Annotated in this window: 22 protein-coding genes; 2 read left to right on the top strand and 20 right to left on the bottom strand. The window is 31.0% G+C overall.

Features of this window, described 5'->3' with window-relative positions:
• From deoB to RR430_RS01760, 9 genes are all read right to left on the bottom strand, one after another.
• Positions 1–1,130, bottom strand: a 1,130-nt coding sequence (deoB, locus tag RR430_RS01800) for a phosphopentomutase (RefSeq protein ID WP_332508580.1), incomplete at its 3' end; no start/stop codon positions are given.
• On the bottom strand, positions 1,120–2,025 hold the full coding sequence (locus RR430_RS01795; protein WP_332486216.1) for a tyrosine-type recombinase/integrase: 906 nt from the start codon (positions 2,023–2,025) through the stop codon (positions 1,120–1,122). The genes deoB and RR430_RS01795, both read right to left, overlap by 11 nt.
• A gap of 2 nt (positions 2,026–2,027) precedes the next feature.
• The gene (gene dinB / locus RR430_RS01790) at positions 2,028–3,206 is read right to left on the bottom strand and encodes a DNA polymerase IV (protein WP_332486215.1); all 1,179 of its coding nucleotides are present in this window, start codon (positions 3,204–3,206) and stop codon (positions 2,028–2,030) included.
• Positions 3,199–4,854: a DNA repair protein RecN gene (gene recN / locus RR430_RS01785; RefSeq protein ID WP_332486214.1), complete on the bottom strand. Its 1,656-nt coding sequence runs from the start codon at positions 4,852–4,854 to the stop codon at positions 3,199–3,201. The genes dinB and recN overlap by 8 nt, the downstream gene beginning before the upstream one ends.
• A gap of 15 nt (positions 4,855–4,869) precedes the next feature.
• Positions 4,870–6,729: a 1-deoxy-D-xylulose-5-phosphate synthase gene (dxs, locus tag RR430_RS01780; RefSeq protein WP_332486213.1), complete on the bottom strand. Its 1,860-nt coding sequence runs from the start codon at positions 6,727–6,729 to the stop codon at positions 4,870–4,872.
• A 9-nt stretch (positions 6,730–6,738) separates the two neighbouring features.
• Entirely contained in the window at positions 6,739–7,575 is an 837-nt protein-coding gene (locus RR430_RS01775) for a polyprenyl synthetase family protein (protein WP_332508579.1), read from the bottom strand.
• Positions 7,572–7,772, bottom strand: coding sequence for an exodeoxyribonuclease VII small subunit (xseB, locus tag RR430_RS01770; RefSeq protein WP_332486211.1), 201 nt, complete (start codon positions 7,770–7,772; stop codon positions 7,572–7,574). The genes RR430_RS01775 and xseB overlap by 4 nt, the downstream gene beginning before the upstream one ends.
• Positions 7,772–9,100 (bottom strand): exodeoxyribonuclease VII large subunit, encoded by a 1,329-nt coding sequence (gene xseA, locus RR430_RS01765; RefSeq protein ID WP_332508578.1) that lies wholly within the window; start codon positions 9,098–9,100, stop codon positions 7,772–7,774. Before xseA ends, xseB begins: the two co-directional genes overlap by 1 nt.
• Entirely contained in the window at positions 9,097–9,474 is a 378-nt protein-coding gene (locus tag RR430_RS01760; RefSeq protein WP_332486208.1) for a transcription antitermination factor NusB, read from the bottom strand. The genes xseA and RR430_RS01760 overlap by 4 nt, the downstream gene beginning before the upstream one ends.
• Positions 9,475–9,602: 128 nt before the next feature.
• On the opposite strand from RR430_RS01760, the gene RR430_RS01755 reads away from it, so the two are divergent.
• Both RR430_RS01755 and RR430_RS01750 read left to right on the top strand, forming a co-directional pair.
• Positions 9,603–10,169 carry a DUF5662 family protein gene (locus RR430_RS01755; protein ID WP_442878256.1) on the top strand — a complete coding sequence of 189 codons (567 nt, stop codon included), beginning with the start codon at positions 9,603–9,605 and terminating at the stop codon, positions 10,167–10,169.
• A 382-nt stretch (positions 10,170–10,551) separates the two neighbouring features.
• Positions 10,552–11,160 (top strand): CPBP family intramembrane glutamic endopeptidase, encoded by a 609-nt coding sequence (locus tag RR430_RS01750; protein ID WP_332486206.1) that lies wholly within the window; start codon positions 10,552–10,554, stop codon positions 11,158–11,160.
• 73 nt (positions 11,161–11,233) lie between these two features.
• Here RR430_RS01750 and RR430_RS01745 read toward each other — a convergent pair whose 3' ends face one another.
• The 11 genes from RR430_RS01745 to RR430_RS01695 all read right to left on the bottom strand — a co-directional run bounded on the left by RR430_RS01745 (position 11,234) and on the right by RR430_RS01695 (position 19,928).
• On the bottom strand, positions 11,234–11,965 hold the full coding sequence (locus RR430_RS01745; protein WP_332486205.1) for a CPBP family glutamic-type intramembrane protease: 732 nt from the start codon (positions 11,963–11,965) through the stop codon (positions 11,234–11,236).
• A gap of 158 nt (positions 11,966–12,123) precedes the next feature.
• Positions 12,124–12,732 carry a nucleotidyltransferase domain-containing protein gene (locus tag RR430_RS01740; protein WP_332486204.1) on the bottom strand — a complete coding sequence of 203 codons (609 nt, stop codon included), beginning with the start codon at positions 12,730–12,732 and terminating at the stop codon, positions 12,124–12,126.
• Between the two features lie 24 nt (positions 12,733–12,756).
• A complete protein-coding gene (locus tag RR430_RS01735) occupies positions 12,757–14,307 on the bottom strand; it encodes an ABC-F family ATP-binding cassette domain-containing protein (protein ID WP_332486203.1) in 1,551 nt (516 codons plus the stop codon).
• Positions 14,308–14,369: 62 nt separating this feature from the next.
• Positions 14,370–15,206 (bottom strand): metallophosphoesterase, encoded by an 837-nt coding sequence (locus RR430_RS01730; protein WP_332486202.1) that lies wholly within the window; start codon positions 15,204–15,206, stop codon positions 14,370–14,372.
• 66 nt (positions 15,207–15,272) lie between these two features.
• Entirely contained in the window at positions 15,273–15,782 is a 510-nt protein-coding gene (locus tag RR430_RS01725; protein ID WP_332486200.1) for a RidA family protein, read from the bottom strand.
• Between the two features lie 17 nt (positions 15,783–15,799).
• Complete coding sequence (locus tag RR430_RS01720; RefSeq protein WP_332486199.1) at positions 15,800–15,973, bottom strand: hypothetical protein; 174 nt, start codon at positions 15,971–15,973, stop codon at positions 15,800–15,802.
• A 46-nt stretch (positions 15,974–16,019) separates the two neighbouring features.
• On the bottom strand, positions 16,020–16,532 hold the full coding sequence (locus RR430_RS01715) for an ECF transporter S component (RefSeq protein WP_332486197.1): 513 nt from the start codon (positions 16,530–16,532) through the stop codon (positions 16,020–16,022).
• Positions 16,525–17,034 (bottom strand): tRNA (cytidine(34)-2'-O)-methyltransferase, encoded by a 510-nt coding sequence (locus tag RR430_RS01710; protein ID WP_332486196.1) that lies wholly within the window; start codon positions 17,032–17,034, stop codon positions 16,525–16,527. Before RR430_RS01710 ends, RR430_RS01715 begins: the two co-directional genes overlap by 8 nt.
• Complete coding sequence (locus tag RR430_RS01705; protein ID WP_332486195.1) at positions 17,031–17,711, bottom strand: TIGR01906 family membrane protein; 681 nt, start codon at positions 17,709–17,711, stop codon at positions 17,031–17,033. Before RR430_RS01705 ends, RR430_RS01710 begins: the two co-directional genes overlap by 4 nt.
• Complete coding sequence (gene rdgB, locus RR430_RS01700; protein WP_332486194.1) at positions 17,695–18,285, bottom strand: RdgB/HAM1 family non-canonical purine NTP pyrophosphatase; 591 nt, start codon at positions 18,283–18,285, stop codon at positions 17,695–17,697. The genes RR430_RS01705 and rdgB overlap by 17 nt, the downstream gene beginning before the upstream one ends.
• Positions 18,282–19,928 carry a B12-binding domain-containing radical SAM protein gene (locus RR430_RS01695; RefSeq protein ID WP_332486193.1) on the bottom strand — a complete coding sequence of 549 codons (1,647 nt, stop codon included), beginning with the start codon at positions 19,926–19,928 and terminating at the stop codon, positions 18,282–18,284. Before RR430_RS01695 ends, rdgB begins: the two co-directional genes overlap by 4 nt.
• Between the last annotated feature and the right edge of the window lie 49 nt (positions 19,929–19,977).

Raw genomic sequence — 19,977 nt, 5'->3', positions numbered from 1 at the left:
AAATTATCAGATATAGTTGCTCCTATGTCAGCGAATGATGAACCTTGACGAATTAATCCTGAACCATTCATAGACTTAGAATATGCTACCATTAGTATCATTTCTCTAGTATGATCTGTTCCTTTATAAGTTGGATCATTACCATGGTCAGCTGTACAAATCACTAAATCATCTTCATTTAATTTATCAAGTAGTTTACCAAGTAATATATCAAAGTCTTCTAATTCTTTAGCATAGCCTTCTGGATTTCTTCTATGACCCCATTTTGCATCAAAATCTACTAAATTAACAAAACATAGACCCTTAAAATCTTTATCTGCTAATTCGATTGTTTGTTCCATTCCATGAACACTGCTTAACGATTTATGAGATTCAGTTATTCCTTCACCTACAAATATATCATTAATCTTCCCAACACTGATTACATCAAACCCATTATCTTTTAATTCATTTAATGTAGTTCTACCATATGGTTTTAATGCTAAGTCATGTCGATTTGGCGTTCTTTGAAAACTTCCTGCTTTATCTCCAATAAATGGACGAGCAATAATTCTACCCACTTTCCATTCTGGTTTCATCATAATCTCACGTGCAATTTCACAACATCTATATAACTCATCCAATCCAAATGTTTCTTCATGTGCTGCTATTTGTAAAACAGAATCGGCTGATGTATAAACAATCATCTCCCCTGTTTTCATATGTCTTTCACCAAGTTCATCAAGAATTTCTGTACCACTTGCAGATTTATTCCCAATTACTTTATGTCCCGTTTTTTCTTCTAATTCTTTTATTAAATCAGCAGGAAAACCGGTTTCTGTGAATGTTTGAAATGGCGAATCAATATATAATCCCATCATTTCCCAATGACCTGTCATTGTATCTTTTCCAACGCTCTTTTCAAGTAATTTTGTATAATAACCTTCAGGGTTATCTACTGGAAATACACCTTCTACATGATGCAGATTTCCTAATCCTAATCGTTGCATAGCAGGCATTTTCAAGCCTCCTACAGCGCTTGCTGTGTGCCCTAAAGTATCAGACCCCTCATCGTTATATTTTTCTGCGTCGGGCATCGCACCAACTCCTACAGAATCCATAACTATTGTAAATATTCTTTTATATGTCATCTTCTTCTCCTTCTAAGTTTCCTGGATGAAACTTTGCATAACTTTCCTTCAATCGATTTTCTTGTACATGTGTATATATCTCAGTAGTTTCAATATTGCTGTGTCCAAGTAATTCTTGAATCGATCGTAAATCAGCATCACCTTGTAATAAATGTGTCGCAAAACTATGACGTAATTTATGCGGTGTTATATGCTTTTTAAAGCCCAATTCCATACATTTATATCTTAACACACCTTCAATATATTCGGTTGTCACATGCTTTCCAAAGTGGTTCAAAAAGAATAGATTTAGATTACGCTTGTTCCATACTGGTCTAATCGTATCACAATAACGCAACAAAATATTTCTTGATTCATCAGGTATTGGAACTATTCTTTCTTTATTACCTTTACCAATAACTCTTACAATATTAGTTTGTAAGTCTACTTTATTTATCGTTAAGCTAACACACTCGCTTACACGCAGTCCACATGCATAAATAAACTCTAATAAAGCATGATTGAAACATTCTTGAGGATTCTCATCATTAAATGAGTCCATTAATTGATTAATTTCCTCAATTGTGCAGTAAATTGGTAAAGATTTCCTATCTTTTTTAACTTCCAAATTTATCGCAGGATTAAATATATCATATTTGAAATCTAAAAACTTATGAAAACTCCGAATAGCACAACTCTTTCTTGCAATTGAAGAACGTGCATAGCCTTCTAAAGTAAGTATATAAGATTCAATGTCACGATACCCTACTTTTTCAATATCATCAAATCCTTTTTCCTTAAGAAATTCTAAGTAAGCTCTAACATCAATTAAATAGTTTTTAACAGTACGTGCAGCTTTAGGATCACGACTATCAATCTCTATGCGGTATTGCCTATAAGCCTTCTCTAAATCCATAATTACCCCTTCTTTTTAAGCAATGAAGATGCTGGTTTCAATGATGGTATTGATATTGATTTGTTTAATTTTTTTATTAACTCTTGAGTTTTTGAATATTCGCTTAACTCTGGTTTTTGAGTAAATAAATTAATTTGAACTTGTATTTCTTCTTTATTCTTTAAGTTGCTCACCCCTACCCCAATTAAACGCATAGGAATATCTTCTACATTTTCATCAAATAAATCTAATGCATTTTGATAAATATCATCACTTGACGAAATATATTCATCAAGTTTTCTTGAACGATTACTTATGCTAAAATCGAAGTATTTAATTGTGATTGTGATTAAGTTACCTACTTTATTTTCATGCCCCATACGTGTACTTAATTTTTTTGATAATTGTAAAAATACACTTTTAAGTTCATCATAATCCGTTAAATCATTTGTGAATGTTGTTGATTGTGACATTGTTTTAACATCCCAGTCACAAATGAGTTCGCTATCGTCTAATCCATTGGCTTTTTGAATAATAGTATCCGTATTTTTCCCAAATACCAATCTTAATTTTTCAATATCAGTTGGATTTGCAAGATCACCAATAGTATGAATACCCATATCATGTAATATTGGAGCTGTCTTCTTTCCAACACCTCTCATATCATCAATCTTTAAAGGCCATAACTTTGCAGGTACTTCTTGTATCCTTAGTACTGTTATTCCCATTGGCTTTTTCATATCACTAGCCATTTTAGCTAGAAATTTATTTGGCGCTACACCTATAGAACATTTCAAACCTATATCATTCAACAATTCAGTTTGAATTTGCCATGCTAAATCCATTGGTCTTTCAAAATTTTTTATAGCTTCGCTCATATCCGCATAACATTCATCAATACTCGCTTGCTCAATCACACTTGTATATTTCTTAATTGTCTCAATAAATTTCAAAGATAATTCTTGATAAAAAGATGAGTGTCCATTAACTATTATTAAATTGGGACAAAGCTGTAAAGCCATTGCTGTAGGCATCGCTGAATTAACACCAAATTGTCTAGCTTCATATGAAGCTGTAGAGATAACGCCTCTTCTACTATGTCCTGCTACAGCAATTGGTTTACCTTTTAATGTTGGATCTAACAAAACCTCCGCAGATGCAAAAAATGAATTCAAATCAATGTGATAAATTACTTTACCCATTTGACATCACTTGGCTCTTTAAATACAATTCTTTAGCCGCTTCAATGCTCGCATTGGTTATGTCACCTGAAGCTATTAATGCTAGCTGTCTAATCTTATTTTGATCATCTAACATAATAACTTCCGTTTCAGTTGACTTATTACTTTGAATCTTTTGTACGTGATAATGATGATTAGCACAGGCAGCTACTGGAGCTAAATGAGTAACTGAAAACACTTGTGTTGTATTTGATAATTCTCTCATTTTCAATCCTATTGATGAAGCCACAGGTCCGCTTACTCCACTATCGATTTCATCAAAAATAACTGTTTGAATACCTTGTAATGACGTAAATATTGTCTTAAGACCTAGCATTAATCTACTTAGTTCCCCACCCGAAGCAACTTTAGCTAATGGTTTTAAACTTTCTCCTGGATTCATAGAGATAAAAAATTCTACATGATCTATACCAGATTTCGAAGGTTGAGCATCAATAATTTCAGTCTTAAATTCAGCATTTGGTAGCATTAAGTCTTTAAGGTGTTTCTTTATATCCTTATCTAATTGAACTGCAATCTTCTTACGTTTATTCGATAGCTCAGTTGCAATTAATACGAAATCATTCAATGCATCCGAAACATTATTTTCCATTTTTTCCAAGACTTCTTGGCGATTTAATATTCTATTTATCTTAGCTTGTAATTCCTCTTTTTTATCAAGAATATCTTGAATTGAATTACCATATTTATGCTTTAAACGTTGTATTTCAAATAATCTTTCCTGAATTTGATTTATATCAATTTCGTTTTCTTCTAATGAACTAAAATAACTTTTAAATGCATCAAAAGAATCTTCAAGTTCATAATAACAATTTGAAGTTTTATCATATAAGTCTTTTACTTTATCGTTATTTTCGCATGTCTCAAGTATCTTCTTTAATTCAAATAAACTACTTTGTACATGTTCATCATAAAGTTCAATTAAATTAGTGTATTTTTCAATATTTTTAGATGCAGATAAAACTAACTTTTCTTGACTTTGCAACTCAACATCTTCATCAACAATAAGATGAGCTTTCTCAATTTCATCTACTTGAAACGTAAAATATTCTAAATCATTCTCATTGTAATCTTCTTGTTTGGCACGTTCAAGTTCCTCTTTTAAATTAGCATAAATCTTAAAAGCATCATTCACTTTATTTACTAAATCATTTTGATTCATATATTGATCTAATAGACGAATGTGAAAACTTTTGTTCAATAAATATTGATTATCATGTTGACTATGGATATCAATTTCATTTTGTAAAACTTGTTTTAATAAATTTAGTGTAACAATACGGTAATTAATTTTAGCTGTACTTTTACCATCATTCTTCAATTCACGTGAAATAATAACATCATCACTTACGTCAAACCCTTCGTCTTGAAGTAATTTTAAAGCTTCTTTGTTGTTTGTTAAATCAAATATACCTTCAACTAATGCACTATCTTTTCCATGCTTAATCATCGAAGAACTTGCACGCTCAGCCATAAGCAAACTAATCGCATCAATAAGAAGTGATTTCCCAGCTCCTGTTTCCCCTGTAAAAGCACTAAAACCCGATTCGAAATCGAGTTGTATGTGATCAAATAATACAAAATCTTTTATATACAGATGTTTTATCATAGAACCTCCTGTGTATTATAAGAATTCGTTAATTTTATGTATCAAAGTATCTATATCTATACCTGCATCTTTTCGAATTTGATTCAATGAACCATGCGTGATATATTGATCACCAATTCCAATTCGATGTAGATTAAGTTCAATTTGCTCATCACATGCCCATTCAAGAACACTAGTAGATAAACCACCCTCTAGCATATCTGTCTCATAAGTTATTATCGGACAATTTTTAGAGGTAATTTCTTTCAACATCGCTGTATCCAATGGTTTAAAGAAACGACAGTTAATTACTTCCACAGGCAAATTATTAGAAACAACTTTAGATAATACTTTGTCAACTTCCGGACCATATGTTAAAACTATACACTTCGTTTTTACACTAGTATTATATGCAACCCAACTACCTATTGAAATTGACTCCGCAGAAGTAATAGGATTATACGTTTCATTTCCTCGTGGATAACGAATAACAAACGGATGTTTTTGTCGATACGCAGCAACTAATAATTGTTGGGCTTCATCACCATCTTTAGGTTGACTTATGATAATGTTTGGAAGGCTCTTTAAAATAGAAACATCAAAAACGCCATGATGAGTTGCTCCATCTTCTCCTACCAATCCAGCACGATCAACCCCAATAATAACTGGTAAATCCATTCTACAAATATCATGATTAATTTGATCATAAGCTCTTTGTAAAAATGATGAATAAATACATAAGAATGGTTGTTTACCGCTAATTGCTAATCCTGCTGCAAATGTAGCTGCATGTTCCTCAGCAATTCCGCAATCAAAACTACGATTTGGATAAGCTGCAAAGAATTTTTCTAACTTACTTCCAGTAATCATCGCTGGAGTAATTGCTACTATGTCTTCATTTGTTTTAGCTAATCGACACAACGTTTCAGTAATAATTTCAGACCAGCTAAGTTTACCCTTTGGAAGTGAACTCAACGATTTTCCTGTTAACACATCAAAAGAACCTACTCCATGCCAATTACCTAGTTTATCATTTTCGCATGGTTTATAACCTTTGCCTTTTCGTGTCAATACGTGAACTACCACTGGACCATCATGTTCTTTTGCAGCTTCTAAAATATGAATTAGGTCTTTAATATTATGTCCATCGACTGGTCCTAAATATTCAAGACCAAATTCACCAAATAAACCACTTTCAACAACAGAGTCTTTTAACCTATCCTTTACTGCAGTCATACCCGCTAATAATGTTTTTCCAGCTTCATTTTTCTGTAAAATACTTTTTATGTCTGACTTAAAACTCGTATATGGCTTTGATGTACGTAGCTTTGAGAATCCATTTGTTAAGGCTCCAACATTTTGTGAAATTGACATATTGTTGTCATTAAAAATAATGATCATATTTTTATTTTCTGAACCTATTTGATTCAGTGCTTCAAGTGACATTCCCGAACTAATACTACCATCACCAATAACAGGAATAATATGATAATCTTGATTATTTAAATCACGAGCTACAGCCATACCTAATGCTGCACTTAAAGAAGTTGAACTATGACCTGCTTCCCAACAATCATAGTCACTTTCTTCTCTTTTTTGAAAACCACTGATCCCTTTATATTGTCTTAAAGTAGAAAAATCTTTAGCTCTTCCAGTTAATAATTTATGAATATAACTTTGATGACCAACATCAAAAATAATCTTATCATCTGGACTATTAAACACTTTATGCAATGCAATTGTTAATTCAACAACTCCTAAATTACTTGATAAGTGTCCTCCTGTTTTAGAAACAGAGTTTATTAAAAATGAACGTATATCTGATGCTAATTGATTACATTCTTTTATCGATAAATTTTTTAAAAATTCAGGATTTTGAATTTCTTTAATATCCATAGGGACCTCCTACATTTGACGATTACGTATACCATCCAGTAATGCAATTAATTTATCAGAATTAATATCTAATGATTTAATCATTTCGTTAACTTCATCAAAATGTTTTGCTAATATTTTTTTTGCTTCATCAATCCCCAATAATGAAACGCTTGTAGACTTATGATTATCTATATCACTGTTACTTTTTCCTAATTCTGTTGAAGTTTTAGTAACATCTAGGATATCATCTTGAATTTGAAATGCAACTCCAAGCTTTTCACCAATTTCATGCCAAAACTTCAAATGCACTTTATCATCTGCTAAAACAGATGCCATCATTAATGGAGCTGCAAAAAGCTTTCCTGTTTTATTGCGATGTAATCGTTCTAGTTCCTCGTATGATATTTTCTTATCTTCTGCTTCTAAATCCAATGCTTGACCTAATATCATTCCATTAATTCCAGCACAATCAGCTAATATTTCAATACATTTAATTTTTTGATCATCTCTTACGTTAGCTTGGCTGATTAAATAAAACGCTTGAGTATTTAGAGCATCTCCAGCTAATATTGCGCTCGCTTCATCAAATTCAATATGACAAGTATTTCTACCTCTACGTAACACATCATTATCCATAGCAGGTAAATCATCATGAATAAGTGAATAAGTATGTATCATTTCCAATGCACATGCAAAAGGAATTCCAACTGTTTCATCAATTCCATACGCTCTACATACTTCAAACAATAATAACGGTCTAAGTCGTTTTCCACCAGCAAGCAAAGAGTAATTCATTGCATCTAAAACCTTCGATGTCTCACAATCTTTTAATGATTTTTCCAGTTCAATTTCAATGTTTATCATTCTTCTACCTTCTTACTTGCTAATTCATCTATTTTCTTTTCAAATCCTTTTAATTGTGAATCACACTCATGCACAAGTCCTAAACCTTCTTCAAACAGTTTTATAGTTGTGTCTAATGGTTGCTCATTCTTTTCTAATAAATCAACAATTTCATTTAGTCTTGCCATAGATTGCTCAAAAGTCTTCTTAGTTGCCATTATTTAGGACTCCTTTCCTTAACGATTGTATTAACAATACCATCCGTTAATTGAATTTTTATTTCATCATTTATTTTAATTTGACTAATTGATGACACTACTCCATTTTGATTTGAAGTAATTGAATACCCTCGTTTCAAAATGTTGAGTGGGGAATATGCATCAAGTAAATGAATCATACTCCCTAAACTTTTAGTCTCAGTACTTAGTCGTGTAGTAATATTTTGATTTAATCTTTGCGATGATGCTTGTATATTTAATTCAACTTCATGTAAACGCTGTTGAACTCTAGTTTTAAATGTTTGCGCAAGCATTTCAAGTTCCAATCTTTTCTGTTGAGATTGAAATGTTGTAACTTGTAATCTATTACTTACGTAATCAACTTTCATTTTTCTATTATCTACTAATGTTTTGGGCTGACTATACCACGGCATACTTTTTACACGAGATAATCTGGCTTGTTCATTCAGTAAATCACTCCTACAATGCTTAATCAAAGTCTGACGAATTAATGCCAAATTTTGTTTCACTTCATTTCTATCCGGCGTAACCAATTCACAAGCTCCAGTCGGCGTAGGTGCTCTTAAATCAGAGACATAATCAACAATAGTTGTATCTACTTCATGTCCTACCCCTGTAACAATTGGAATTGAACAATGATAAATAACTTTTGCTAAATTTTCATCATTAAATGCCCATAAATCTTCAATAGATCCGCCACCTCTTACTAGTAGAATTACTTCAACATCCATACTTTCCATTTGTTTAATGGCATCACAAATTTGTTTTGCTGCAGCATCCCCTTGAACCAATGTATTTATTTCAACTAAATTTGCTATTGGCCATCTTCTTTGCAATGTCGAAATAACATCTTCTCTAGCGGCTGTATTTTTACCTGTAATAAGCCCTATTTGCAATGGATATTTAGGTATAGAAAGTTTATGATTTTCATCAAAATATCCTTCATTAAATAGCTTCTTCTTTAGTAATTCAAATTGAACATATAAGTCGCCTACCCCATCCAGTTTGATTCCAGTGACATACAATTGTAGTTGTCCACTTGACTCAAATATCGAGGTATTTGCTTGAAGAATTACTTTATCCCCATCTTTAGGAATATATTTACTTCTAGATGCGCTAGATGAAAACATTACACAACTAAGACGAGAAACCTCATCTTTTAATGTGAAATACCAATGTCCACTGCGATGACAAACAAAATTACTTATTTCACCACACACTAGAATACGTTGTAAATAGTCATCTTGATCAATCTTAGATTTAAGATAACTCACAAGTGTACTAACTTTTACAACTGCTTGACTCATAGTCTGTCCAATACTCCATTAATTAATTTATAAGCATTATCATCACCGTATTTTTTAGCTAATAAAACTGCTTCATTAATGATTACCGGCGTTTCAGCAATTTGTTTATCAAACTCTGTACAAGACAATAGTAAAATTGCTTGTTCAATAAATCCTAATCGATCAAATGTCCACTCTTCCAATACATTGTTAATATATCCAATAAAACGCTCTTTGTTTTCAAAACTATGAAAAATCAGTGTTTTCGAGAAATCACTGACCTCTTTAAGTGGTACTAGATATATATCTTCTACAATCTCAGTTAAATCTTTATGCGTTAATAATTCTTGATAAAGACAAATCATTGATTTTTCTCTCTCTATATGACGATCCATTTCAGTCCTCCATGCATGAATATTTTACCATGAAAAGGCTATTTTTTATAGTGTTATTTGTTGTGAAACATCACATATTCTTGCATTCAAATTGTTTAAAGTTTATGATTGATAGTAAAGTTGAAAGGATGATCCCTTTGAAACCAAAAATTACATTAAGAAATTGTTATCTACATTTCAAAACAATTACTAAACATAAATTAGTTGTTACAACATTATGTTTTAAAATGGGTCTAATAAAACAAGGCATTTATCACGATTTGTCCAAATATAGTTGGATTGAATTTTCTAGTGGTGCCCGGTACTACCAAGGTTATCGCTCTCCAATTGACGCAGAAAAGGAAGATATTGGATATTCTCAAGGCTGGCTACATCATAAAGGAAGAAATAAGCACCATTGGGAATATTGGTTAGACAAGAATAAAAACGGTGTATTTGCAATTGAGGTTCCTTTTAACTATGTCCAAGAAATGGTATGTGACCGAATTGCAGCATGTATGATTTATCGTGGTAAAGATTATAATCAAAATATTCCATTAGAATACTTCTTGAAAGGTACAGATCGTTTATACATGCACCCAAATACTGCTGATTTATTAGAAAAAATGTTAACAATAGTAAAAGATTATCCTTTACCTAAAGCATTCGAAAGGATTCAACAACTAGAAAGCGATTTATGCAGTAAATCATCTTAGGAACTATTAAGTTTTTATAAAAGAATTATTATCCTTATCGATTCGACACCGGTAATTCAATAAACTTCAATGCTATTTAGCAATTATTGAAGAAAACAAATACATTAGCATAGTTTTAGATTCCTACTTAAATCATCAAAATTCAAGTCCATCATCTATTCGAGGTGATATTTAAAATTTTGTAAAAGTGGGTTTTTTTTAGAAATCCACACATTTGCATGTGGATAGTTAATTGTAATAAGTGATGTAAAAAATATTTGATAGACAAAAATCCCCCTAAATGTAATGATTTCATCGTTAGAGATGAGTTTAAATCTAATAAACAGTCCACTATACAACTTACAATGGTCTTAAGTGTACAAAATACACTGATTGGAGTACTATGGAAATCGTAAATTTACTACTAAATGCTTTTTTTCAAGTTTTTGTCTTTTCTTTTATACCATTGTGTTGGTGGTTTATTACAGCACGAAAAAAAGAAAGTTTCTTTCATTGGATTGGTTTGTTTTCAATAAAGAAAAACTATATGATCATTATAGTTGTTATTATCGCTTTCTGTTTAATATGTTGGCTTATGCAAGTATATATTGTTCCCTTTCTTTTACCACCAGGATCTACAATACAACAATCTTATTCCGGTGAAGGAAGTTCGGCAATTATACCCATACTAATCTTTGGTATGGTGCAAACAGGATTATCGGAAGAAATACTATTTAGAGGCTTCTTTTTAAAGCGTTTATGCAATAAAACTCCTTTTGAACTAGCTAATTTCATTCAATCTTTAGTCTTCGGTAGTATTCACGGTCTTGGATTCTTCATGATGACAACACCTTTTAAAGCATTTCTTATCGTTTTAGTTACAGCTCTTCCAGCGTGGATATTTGGTTATTTAAATGAGAAAAAATGTGATGGTTCTATTATCCCTTCTTATCTTTGCCATGGAATTGGAAATTGTTTCATCTCTTTACTATCAGCATTTCTAATACTGTAAATTGTTATTAAATTCTCAAGTTCATAGAAAATGATCGTCATTAATCTAAGATTTGTAATAAGAAATACTTTTACTATCCTCCAAAAACAATAAATCTAATAAAATCAACAAGAGCATGTGAACCCATGGCTGAGATTAGATTTAACTTTCTTTGCATTAAAGCAAATGGCAATCCAAATAACAAAGACAAGCCAACGATACTTACCAGATCAATCCCAGGATGCAACAATACATGAGGCAGTACCATTATCAGATATGATAAGATAGTTTGCGTTTTATTCATTTTTTTATCTTTTAAGATATAAATACACAACGCAAAATAAAATAATCTAAATAATACTTCTTCATAAATTCCTATGCCTAAAGCACTAAGAAAATACTGAAGTACATAATTAAAATTGTATGTAGTTTCTTGAACAATTAAGAAAATATTTACTATCGATAAACCGCCACCAATCAAAAAGATACAGAAAATAGTTTTAACACTATTCTTAAAATCTCCTAAAAAAGGAATATCATAACTTGTGTTTTTTAATAGTACCCTACATGCAACATACACAGGTAAAACAAAAACACTTAAAATTGGATTTGTTGGCAAACAGCACAACAACAATATGCCACCTATCAAAATATCATTTTTATTTATAAGCATTTTCTTTTTAACTATAAAATAAATTGAAATAATAAGCATAAATAACATTAAAATAAGTAATGCATTTGATTTAACAGAAAACAAAGAAAACAAACATAAGAAAATCAATAAAAAAAACAATTTAATTGAATCCTGCTTCAGTAAATTTTTCATAAATACTACCTCTTATTCTTTTTATTCAAGAACTCTTTCGTGTTTAAATAAAGGTATTTCACCATAATGATATTATACTTATACCCTGTTTTTTATTATCGCTTTGCTGAACTAATATATATTTTGTTAAACAACCAAAAAAAACTCTTATTGAGTGTCTATTTTATTTTCTCTAGATACTCAATCCATTGAATCAATGACTTCATATCAAATGATGTCACAGCTTTTTGATACAGCATATATCCTCGAATATCTTTTTTCTTTAAAATTTCCAATGATTTCTTAGGACCAAAATAATAAGATCCAATACAATCAAAATAAATTTTTAAAGTATCCACTAATAACCAATGCCAGCGATAATACCCTTCAGTATCTTCTCTCTTAGCTCTTTCCAACATTTTCTTACACCAGACAATAAGATGTTTTGCTTCCTCATTATCGATTTTAGGATAGTTAGTAATATATTGATTTACTTTTTCTTTTAATTTTAAAGCAATGCCATCATTATCCATGATGATATTTCCATCAAATATCATCACAAAATCTTCCGGATTAAAATTGCTTAACAATTCATCATAATGGTATACAAACACATCTAATAAAACATCATTAACAATTGTATTATCATATTTGTCACACTTTTCTTTTGTAATTACCAACGCATCAAAATCACTGTTTAAATCTTGCGTGTGGTTTGCATAAGAGCCATATAATATTATAGATTCCGGTTTATATTTTTCTTTCAAATACTGGATTATTTTTTCCATTTACTTACCTCTATTATTATTTAATTACGCATTCAAGCTATATTGCGCAAGATTCCATACTTCATCTACAATATCTTCATAAAATTCACGTTCATGGCATACCAATAAAATAGACCCCTTGTACTCTTTTAGCGCCTTTTTTAATTCATCTTTTGCATCTTGATCTAAATGGTTGGTAGGTTCATCTAAAACCAAAATATTACAAGGTCTATTTAATATCTTACACAATCTCAATTTAGCTTGTTCACCACCCGATAACACATTTACTTTACTTTCGATTTGTTCAGTAGTTAATCCACACTTTGCTAAAGCACTGCGAATTTCATATTGACTATATGCAGGAAACTCATCCCATAAATCATCAATACAACTTTTTGTTGATTTCGGTGCTTCTTGTTCAAAATAACCTACTTCTAAATTCTCACCGAGATAAGTTCTTCCACTAATCGCAGGAATAACATCTAGAAAACTCTTTAATAAAGTTGATTTTCCTAATCCATTAGCTCCAACAACAGCAATTTTTTTACCTTTTTCTAAAATCAAATTCATAGGTACAGACAATGCAGACTCATAGCCAATCACTAAATTCTCGGCTTCAAATATATTTTTACCAGGTGTTTTTCCCATCATAAAATTAAAAGTAGGTTTTGGTTTTTCGCCCTTAAGAGTTATTCTTTCCATTTTATCAAGTTTCTTTGCACGTGAATTAGCCATTCCACGAGTAGCAACACGAGCTTTATTTCTTGCGACAAAGTCTTCAAGTTTTTCTATTTCTTTTTGTTGTCTTTCATAAGCAGCTTCCAATTGTTTTTGATTGATTTCGTAAATTCTTTCAAATTCATCATAATCTCCAACATATCTAGTAAGTAAACAATTATCAACATGATAAATAATATTAACTACATCATTTAGGAACGGAATATCATGAGAAATTAAAATAAATGCATTTTCATAGTTCTTCAAATAGTTTTTTAACCAATCAATGTGTTCCTCATCTAAGTAGTTAGTTGGCTCATCAAGCAATAATATATCTGGTTTCTCTAATAATAATTTCCCTAATAAAACCTTACTTCTTTGTCCACCACTCAATTCATTTACCATTTTATCTAAGCCAATGTCATTTAGTCCAATTGCAAATGCTACTTCTTCAACTTTAGAATCAATGAGATAAAAATCATGATGCTCCATGAATTCTTGCATTTCACCAATTTCCTCAAGCATTATATTCATTTCATCTTCAGTACAATCGGTCATCTTCATATAATAATCATTTATCTTAGTTTCCATTTCAAATAAATGATCAAATGCTTTTTTTAAGGTATCACGAATTGTATCTCCCTCTTTTAAACTAGCATTTTGATCCAAGTATCCTACACTAACTGAATTACTCCAAATAATTTTTCCTTCATCCGGTTCTAATGTATTAGTAATTATTTTCATGAAAGTACTTTTTCCTTCACCATTAGCACCAATTAATCCAATATGCTCACCCTTTAAAAGACGGAAGGAAACATTCTCAAATATTTCTCTACCGCCATAACTATGTGTTAAATTTTCTACTGTTAATATACTCATCGTGTCTCTCCATCGTTTTCCTATATAGTTTACACAAGGTTAATCACTAAAACAAGATTAAATCACGATTTACATTGCAAATCTATGCATACTATTTCAGCCTGATTATTAATCCTAATCGGAAAAGAACTTCGACCCAATCCTTTACTAATAATCAAAGTAGTATCCCCTTTAACAAATACCCCTGCATCATACTTTGGAAAGAATCCTTGATGCGGAGCAATTATGCCACCAATAAACGGAATTCTAATTTGACCACCATGAGTATGTCCTGCAAGCGCTAAGTCAATCCCATGTTGATAAAATTCTTCGAAAAATTCTGGACGATGTGTTAATAATACCGAATAAACTTTTGAATCAATTAATTCATCTAATACCTTATTAACCGCAATTTGTTCATCGTGATGACCTCTTTGAGAAATAAAATGAGGATCATCAATACCAATCAACAATATTTTTGAATCCCCAATACAAATATATTCTCTCTCATTACGCAACACCTTTATCCCAATATTTTGTAACCTATGTATAAATTCAATGTTTTCATCTACCCGATATTCATGATTCCCTGTTACAAAGTACATTGGTGTATCTTTGTTAAATTTTAACGCTAACGAAATCGCTTCATCAATATTTGTTCGCCTAGAATCAATCATATCACCACCTAGTAAAATAATATTTGGCTTTAATTTTTCTACCTTTTTAACAAATTCATCATTGTTTAAATATGATTCATTGTGGATGTCCGTTAATAAAATTATCCGATATCCATTAAAATCAACAGGTATTTTGCTACTACTAACTATATACTTTGTTAATTTTATTTTTTTATTTATTACAATTGAATAAATAAGATAGCAAAGCAACACAAAACTCGTTATAAAAAATAATTCTTTCATTTGTTCCCTCGCTTTCTTGTAACTTAATTATAGATTGATTCAGCTATAAACAAAAGAAAAATGCGGTTATTTACCGCATTCACAATCATCGTCTTCACAACAGCAATCGTCGCCGCAACTACAATCGCCGTCACCACATCCACCGCCACAGTTTCCACCGCAACCGCCTTGAGCCATTTGTTTTTCGTAAACAAGTGTATCAATAACTGTACATTCAATTTCAATCTTAGCACCTTTTGGTAACCCTGCAACTTGAATAGTTGAGCGAGCTGGGAAAGGTTCTGCAAAATATAAAGCATAAATTTGATTCATAGCTTCAAATTCAGATAAATCAGTCATGAATACGGTAGTTTTTACAACATGACGAGTTTCAAGATTCATTTCAGCTAGTACAGCTTCAATATTTCTTAAAACTTGCTGTGTTTGTTCTTGAATACCACCTTCTACTATTTCACCTGTTGTAGGATCCATAGGAATTTGTCCAGATAAATAAACGAAATCTCCTAGCTTAATAGCTTGAGAATAAGGTCCTAGTGCTTTAGGTGCATTAGGAGATGAAATTGCTTGAGTAAACATTATACTCCTCCTTCAAATTAATAAAAGTCTGATTGAGAATCATCTACATCTTCTTGATAATAGTCTGATTCAAGTTGTTGCATCTTATGCGCATGGTGCTTTACAAATACCGAGTAGGTTAAATAAAACCCATACATAATAACCACAACTAAAAAGGCTAGCGACAAAAAATCATTAACATTTTCTATCATAGTATTCACCTCTCCTTGTTATTATATGAAATCTTAAATGGTTTGTCTAATGGTTTGAACTTTCTAATGCTTTTTGAATCCTTGGAACTAGTAATGGAATTAATATAAATTGAATCATTATCGCAAAAACGCCACCACTAAAATTAGCTATTAGATTAGCCCACCATATCCCAATCGATGTGATCCCTTGGATAAGTGACAAAGCAGATACATACCCAATTCTTCCCGCAACAATTGCAATTAGTAATGCTACAAATATATTAAATTTTTTGATGAGTAAACCACAAACTAAACCATAAATACCTATCTCAACCATCATACAAGCAGCTATTGGCATTAATGGAGGCATTCCCGTTATAATGCTACTCAGCAAAGGAATTAGCATTCCCACTAAAACACCATAAAATGGCCCTAAAATTAATCCTGCGAAAAAAGCAGGTAAATGCATCGGCGAAATTATTCCTGTCAAATTTCCTGGTATGATATGAAATACTTGAGGTAATAACACACCAATTGCTAAAAGAACTGAAGCAGTTACTAACTTCTTTGTATTAGTCATGTTCTAACCAATCCTCTCCCTTGATAACTTCAACTGGACTTAATCCAGGATAATCTAATTGCCTTAATACCTCATAGACACAAATCGCAACACAGTTAGAAAGATTCAAACTTCGTGCATCAGCAACCATAGGTAATCGAGCACAAAATCCTAAATGATCTTTCAAGATATCTTTAGGAATACCTGTACTTTCTTTTCCAAAAACTAGGTAAATATCCCCTTCTACTTCCTTATAATCAAATTGCGTTGGACTTTTTCTTCCATAACGAGTTATATAGAAATAAGTACCCTCATTTTTACTGCAAAATTCATCCCAATTCGAATATGTTGTTACATCAAGTTTATCGCGATAATCCATTCCAGAACGGCGCAAATGTTTTTCATCTAATGAAAAACCAAGCGGTTCTATTAAATGTAATTTACAATTACTAGCCATACAAGTTCTCATAATATTACCAGTATTTTGAGGTATCTCCGGCTCAAATAAAACAACATGTATCATAATCTTTTTCTCCTTACATATATACATCCACTACACAAAATAACCATGCCTATTAAAAATGAGCCTGCAATTCTAAATACTAAATCAAAGAAAAACTGGCTTGGTACCATTTGTATAAGAATGTCTTTGCTAGGATCTAAGAAAAATAAATCATTCGTAAAAAAGACGTAATGAAATTGCAACCAAAATTGTTCAAAATCAATTATGGCATATAATCCTAAAAATACGATTAATGATAAAGAAAATACTGTACCCATAAGAAACATTTCTGTTCCATTTTTTAATGCATTCTTTTTATCGGTAATGATTCCTAATATTCCAAATCCTATGCAGCCAATCCATCCTAACATTTTTACCAACATCGCATTTTGATATAAAATTTTTACATCTACCATATGCATAATTTCTTTTTCGTTAAACACTTGACGTTGTTGACCTAATATGTTGGCACTTACATTTAAATCATCTCTTTTATCTTGAATATAATCTAATAAAACCGTTGTTGTTTCTTTCAATTCAACATCGCTTATACCAATTGTTTCAGCAACACCCAATTTATTATACTCGCTATCATAAAAACTTCGATTAAAACTGATTACATCTAAACAAGTTAAGAAAAATGCTACTATAAAACAAATAGTTGCAATGAAAAAAAATGGTTTAGATAGGTTTTTCATTTAAATATACCAACAATTTTTTTAATGCTTTGCCACGATGTGATACACTATTCTTCATTTCTTCACTTACATTAGCTAATGTAGTTTTAAATGGTTCATAGTAAACAATTGGATCATATCCAAATCCTTTTTTACCTACAATTTCTAGCGCAACAGTACCTTCAATTGTATCTCTAAATACAACAGGTTCATGTCCTGGAATGCTAAGGGCTATTGCACACACGAATCGACAAGAACGATTTGTTTCATCTTTCATACGTTCTAATAAAACACTATTTTTATAATCATAACTTGTATCATGTCCTAAATAACGTGCTGATTGAACACCAGGTTCTTTATTAAGTGCATCAATTTCTAACCCCGAATCATCAGAAATACAAGGGATATTAAATTTATCACTGATTGTCTTGGCCTTAATTATTGCATTTTCTTCAAAAGTTAAACCTGTTTCTTCGATATCAATTACTTCAGGCAAATCATTTATACTTTTAATATCATATCCTAGTGGTTCAAGCATTTGCTTAAATTCCTTTATTTTATGAGCATTTGCTGATGCTATAAATAAATCTTTCATTGTTTTTCTCCCTCTAAATTAAACCAACTTCTACTTGGATAGTTTTGATGACTATCATAAATAAGTACTTGATACATAATTTGATTACAATTAAATCCAAGCCTTATTTTACCATAATTATAAAGTGTCTGTTCATTAAAGTAAGAATCTTGAATCCATTTCTTAAATAATGATTTTACTACATCGCGGTTTATTTCATCGCTAAATAATGGTTTTGGAGTTTGTTTAAAAATCATATAATAATCTGTATTCAATAAAGCATGTATGATATCAATTTCATTATAGGAGTATGTGCTTAATACCTCTTCAAGCATAATAAAGTAATCTCTTATTTGAGGTTGTTCTTTAAATTGCCTTATTTTATTACCAACTTTTGCCATAACATCAAAAATTGGATATCCCCATTTAAAACACATATCCAGCGTAAATCGTATTCTACCATTGTTATACAGTTTTTCAGTTGCTTGATATACATCCTCGATTATATTTAAATCTTCATTACTTAACCATTGTGTTTTTCTTATTGTATAGGGTGATTCATCACTATAATCAAATTCATAATTACTTGCTTCTTTTCGTAGTACTGTGCCTTTCAATAGTTTTAAAATACCTACCTGTATTTCACTTGCACCACATGCAAATAATTTAGAATATGATTCCCTAAATGAATTTAAATCTTCATATGGTAATCCGCCTATAAGATCCACATGCATTATACAACCCGCACTACTTAACCGCTTAATATTTTTTGTTAGTTTATCTAAATCTTGATGTCGATTGACTGCTTTTAAAGTTATTTGATTAAACGATTGTACACCCACTTCAAATCGAAAGCGTTCTTTGTTTGAATTCTCAAAAAATGTTAACATTTCCTCAATCATTGTATCGAGTACAACCTCAAATTGAAAACTAAAATTAACATTCATTTTTTCGATTAATTGTGCTATTTTTAAAGCCCTATCTGGTTTAACGTTAAATGTTCGATCTAAGAATTTTACTTGCTTACACTCAATTGTTTCAAGTCGTTTTAATTGTTTAATGACATAGTCTTCGGAAAATAAACGCACTTGATTATCTAATGAAGATAAACAATAACTACAACGATATGGACAACCCCTACTTGTTTCAAAATACAAATAACGATTTTTTTGATTGTTTTTGTCCATTTCTAAAAAATATGGACATTCCAATGTTTCTAACCAATTTAAATCTACTTTCGCAAATGGTATTTTTGATTTATAAGTTTTGCTTACAAACCCCTCAATTTCTAATTCTTTCCTACAAGCTTGCCAAAATGAAACTTCGCCTTCGCCCCTACATATTCCTTCAATTGGCAAGTTTAACCAATCTTCGTATTCAAAGGTTACCTCTGGACCTCCAATAATAATTCTAATTGAAGAATCTAACTTATTTATATATTTAACTAATTCTTGTGATTCTTCTTGATTCCAAATATATATTGATAATCCAATAATATCTGGTTTTGATTCAACTATTTTATTTGCTACTGTTTGTATATCATCACGTATTGTATATTCTTGAATCTCGACATCAAAATTGGTATCACGAGCTACATAGAGCCATCGCAAAGCCAAGTTTGTATGAATATATTTTGCATTTAAAGATGTTAATACTACTTTCATAATTTCTCCAATTCTTGTCTATTATATCACTAACGGGATTAAATTCATT

Origin of the sequence: Anaerorhabdus sp. (assembly GCF_036641015.1) — a bacterium.
Taxonomy (GTDB): domain Bacteria; phylum Bacillota_I; class Bacilli_A; order Erysipelotrichales; family Erysipelotrichaceae; genus Anaerorhabdus.
The sequence above is the reverse complement of the archived record's forward strand: the minus strand, read 5'-3'. Positions and strand labels throughout refer to the sequence as shown.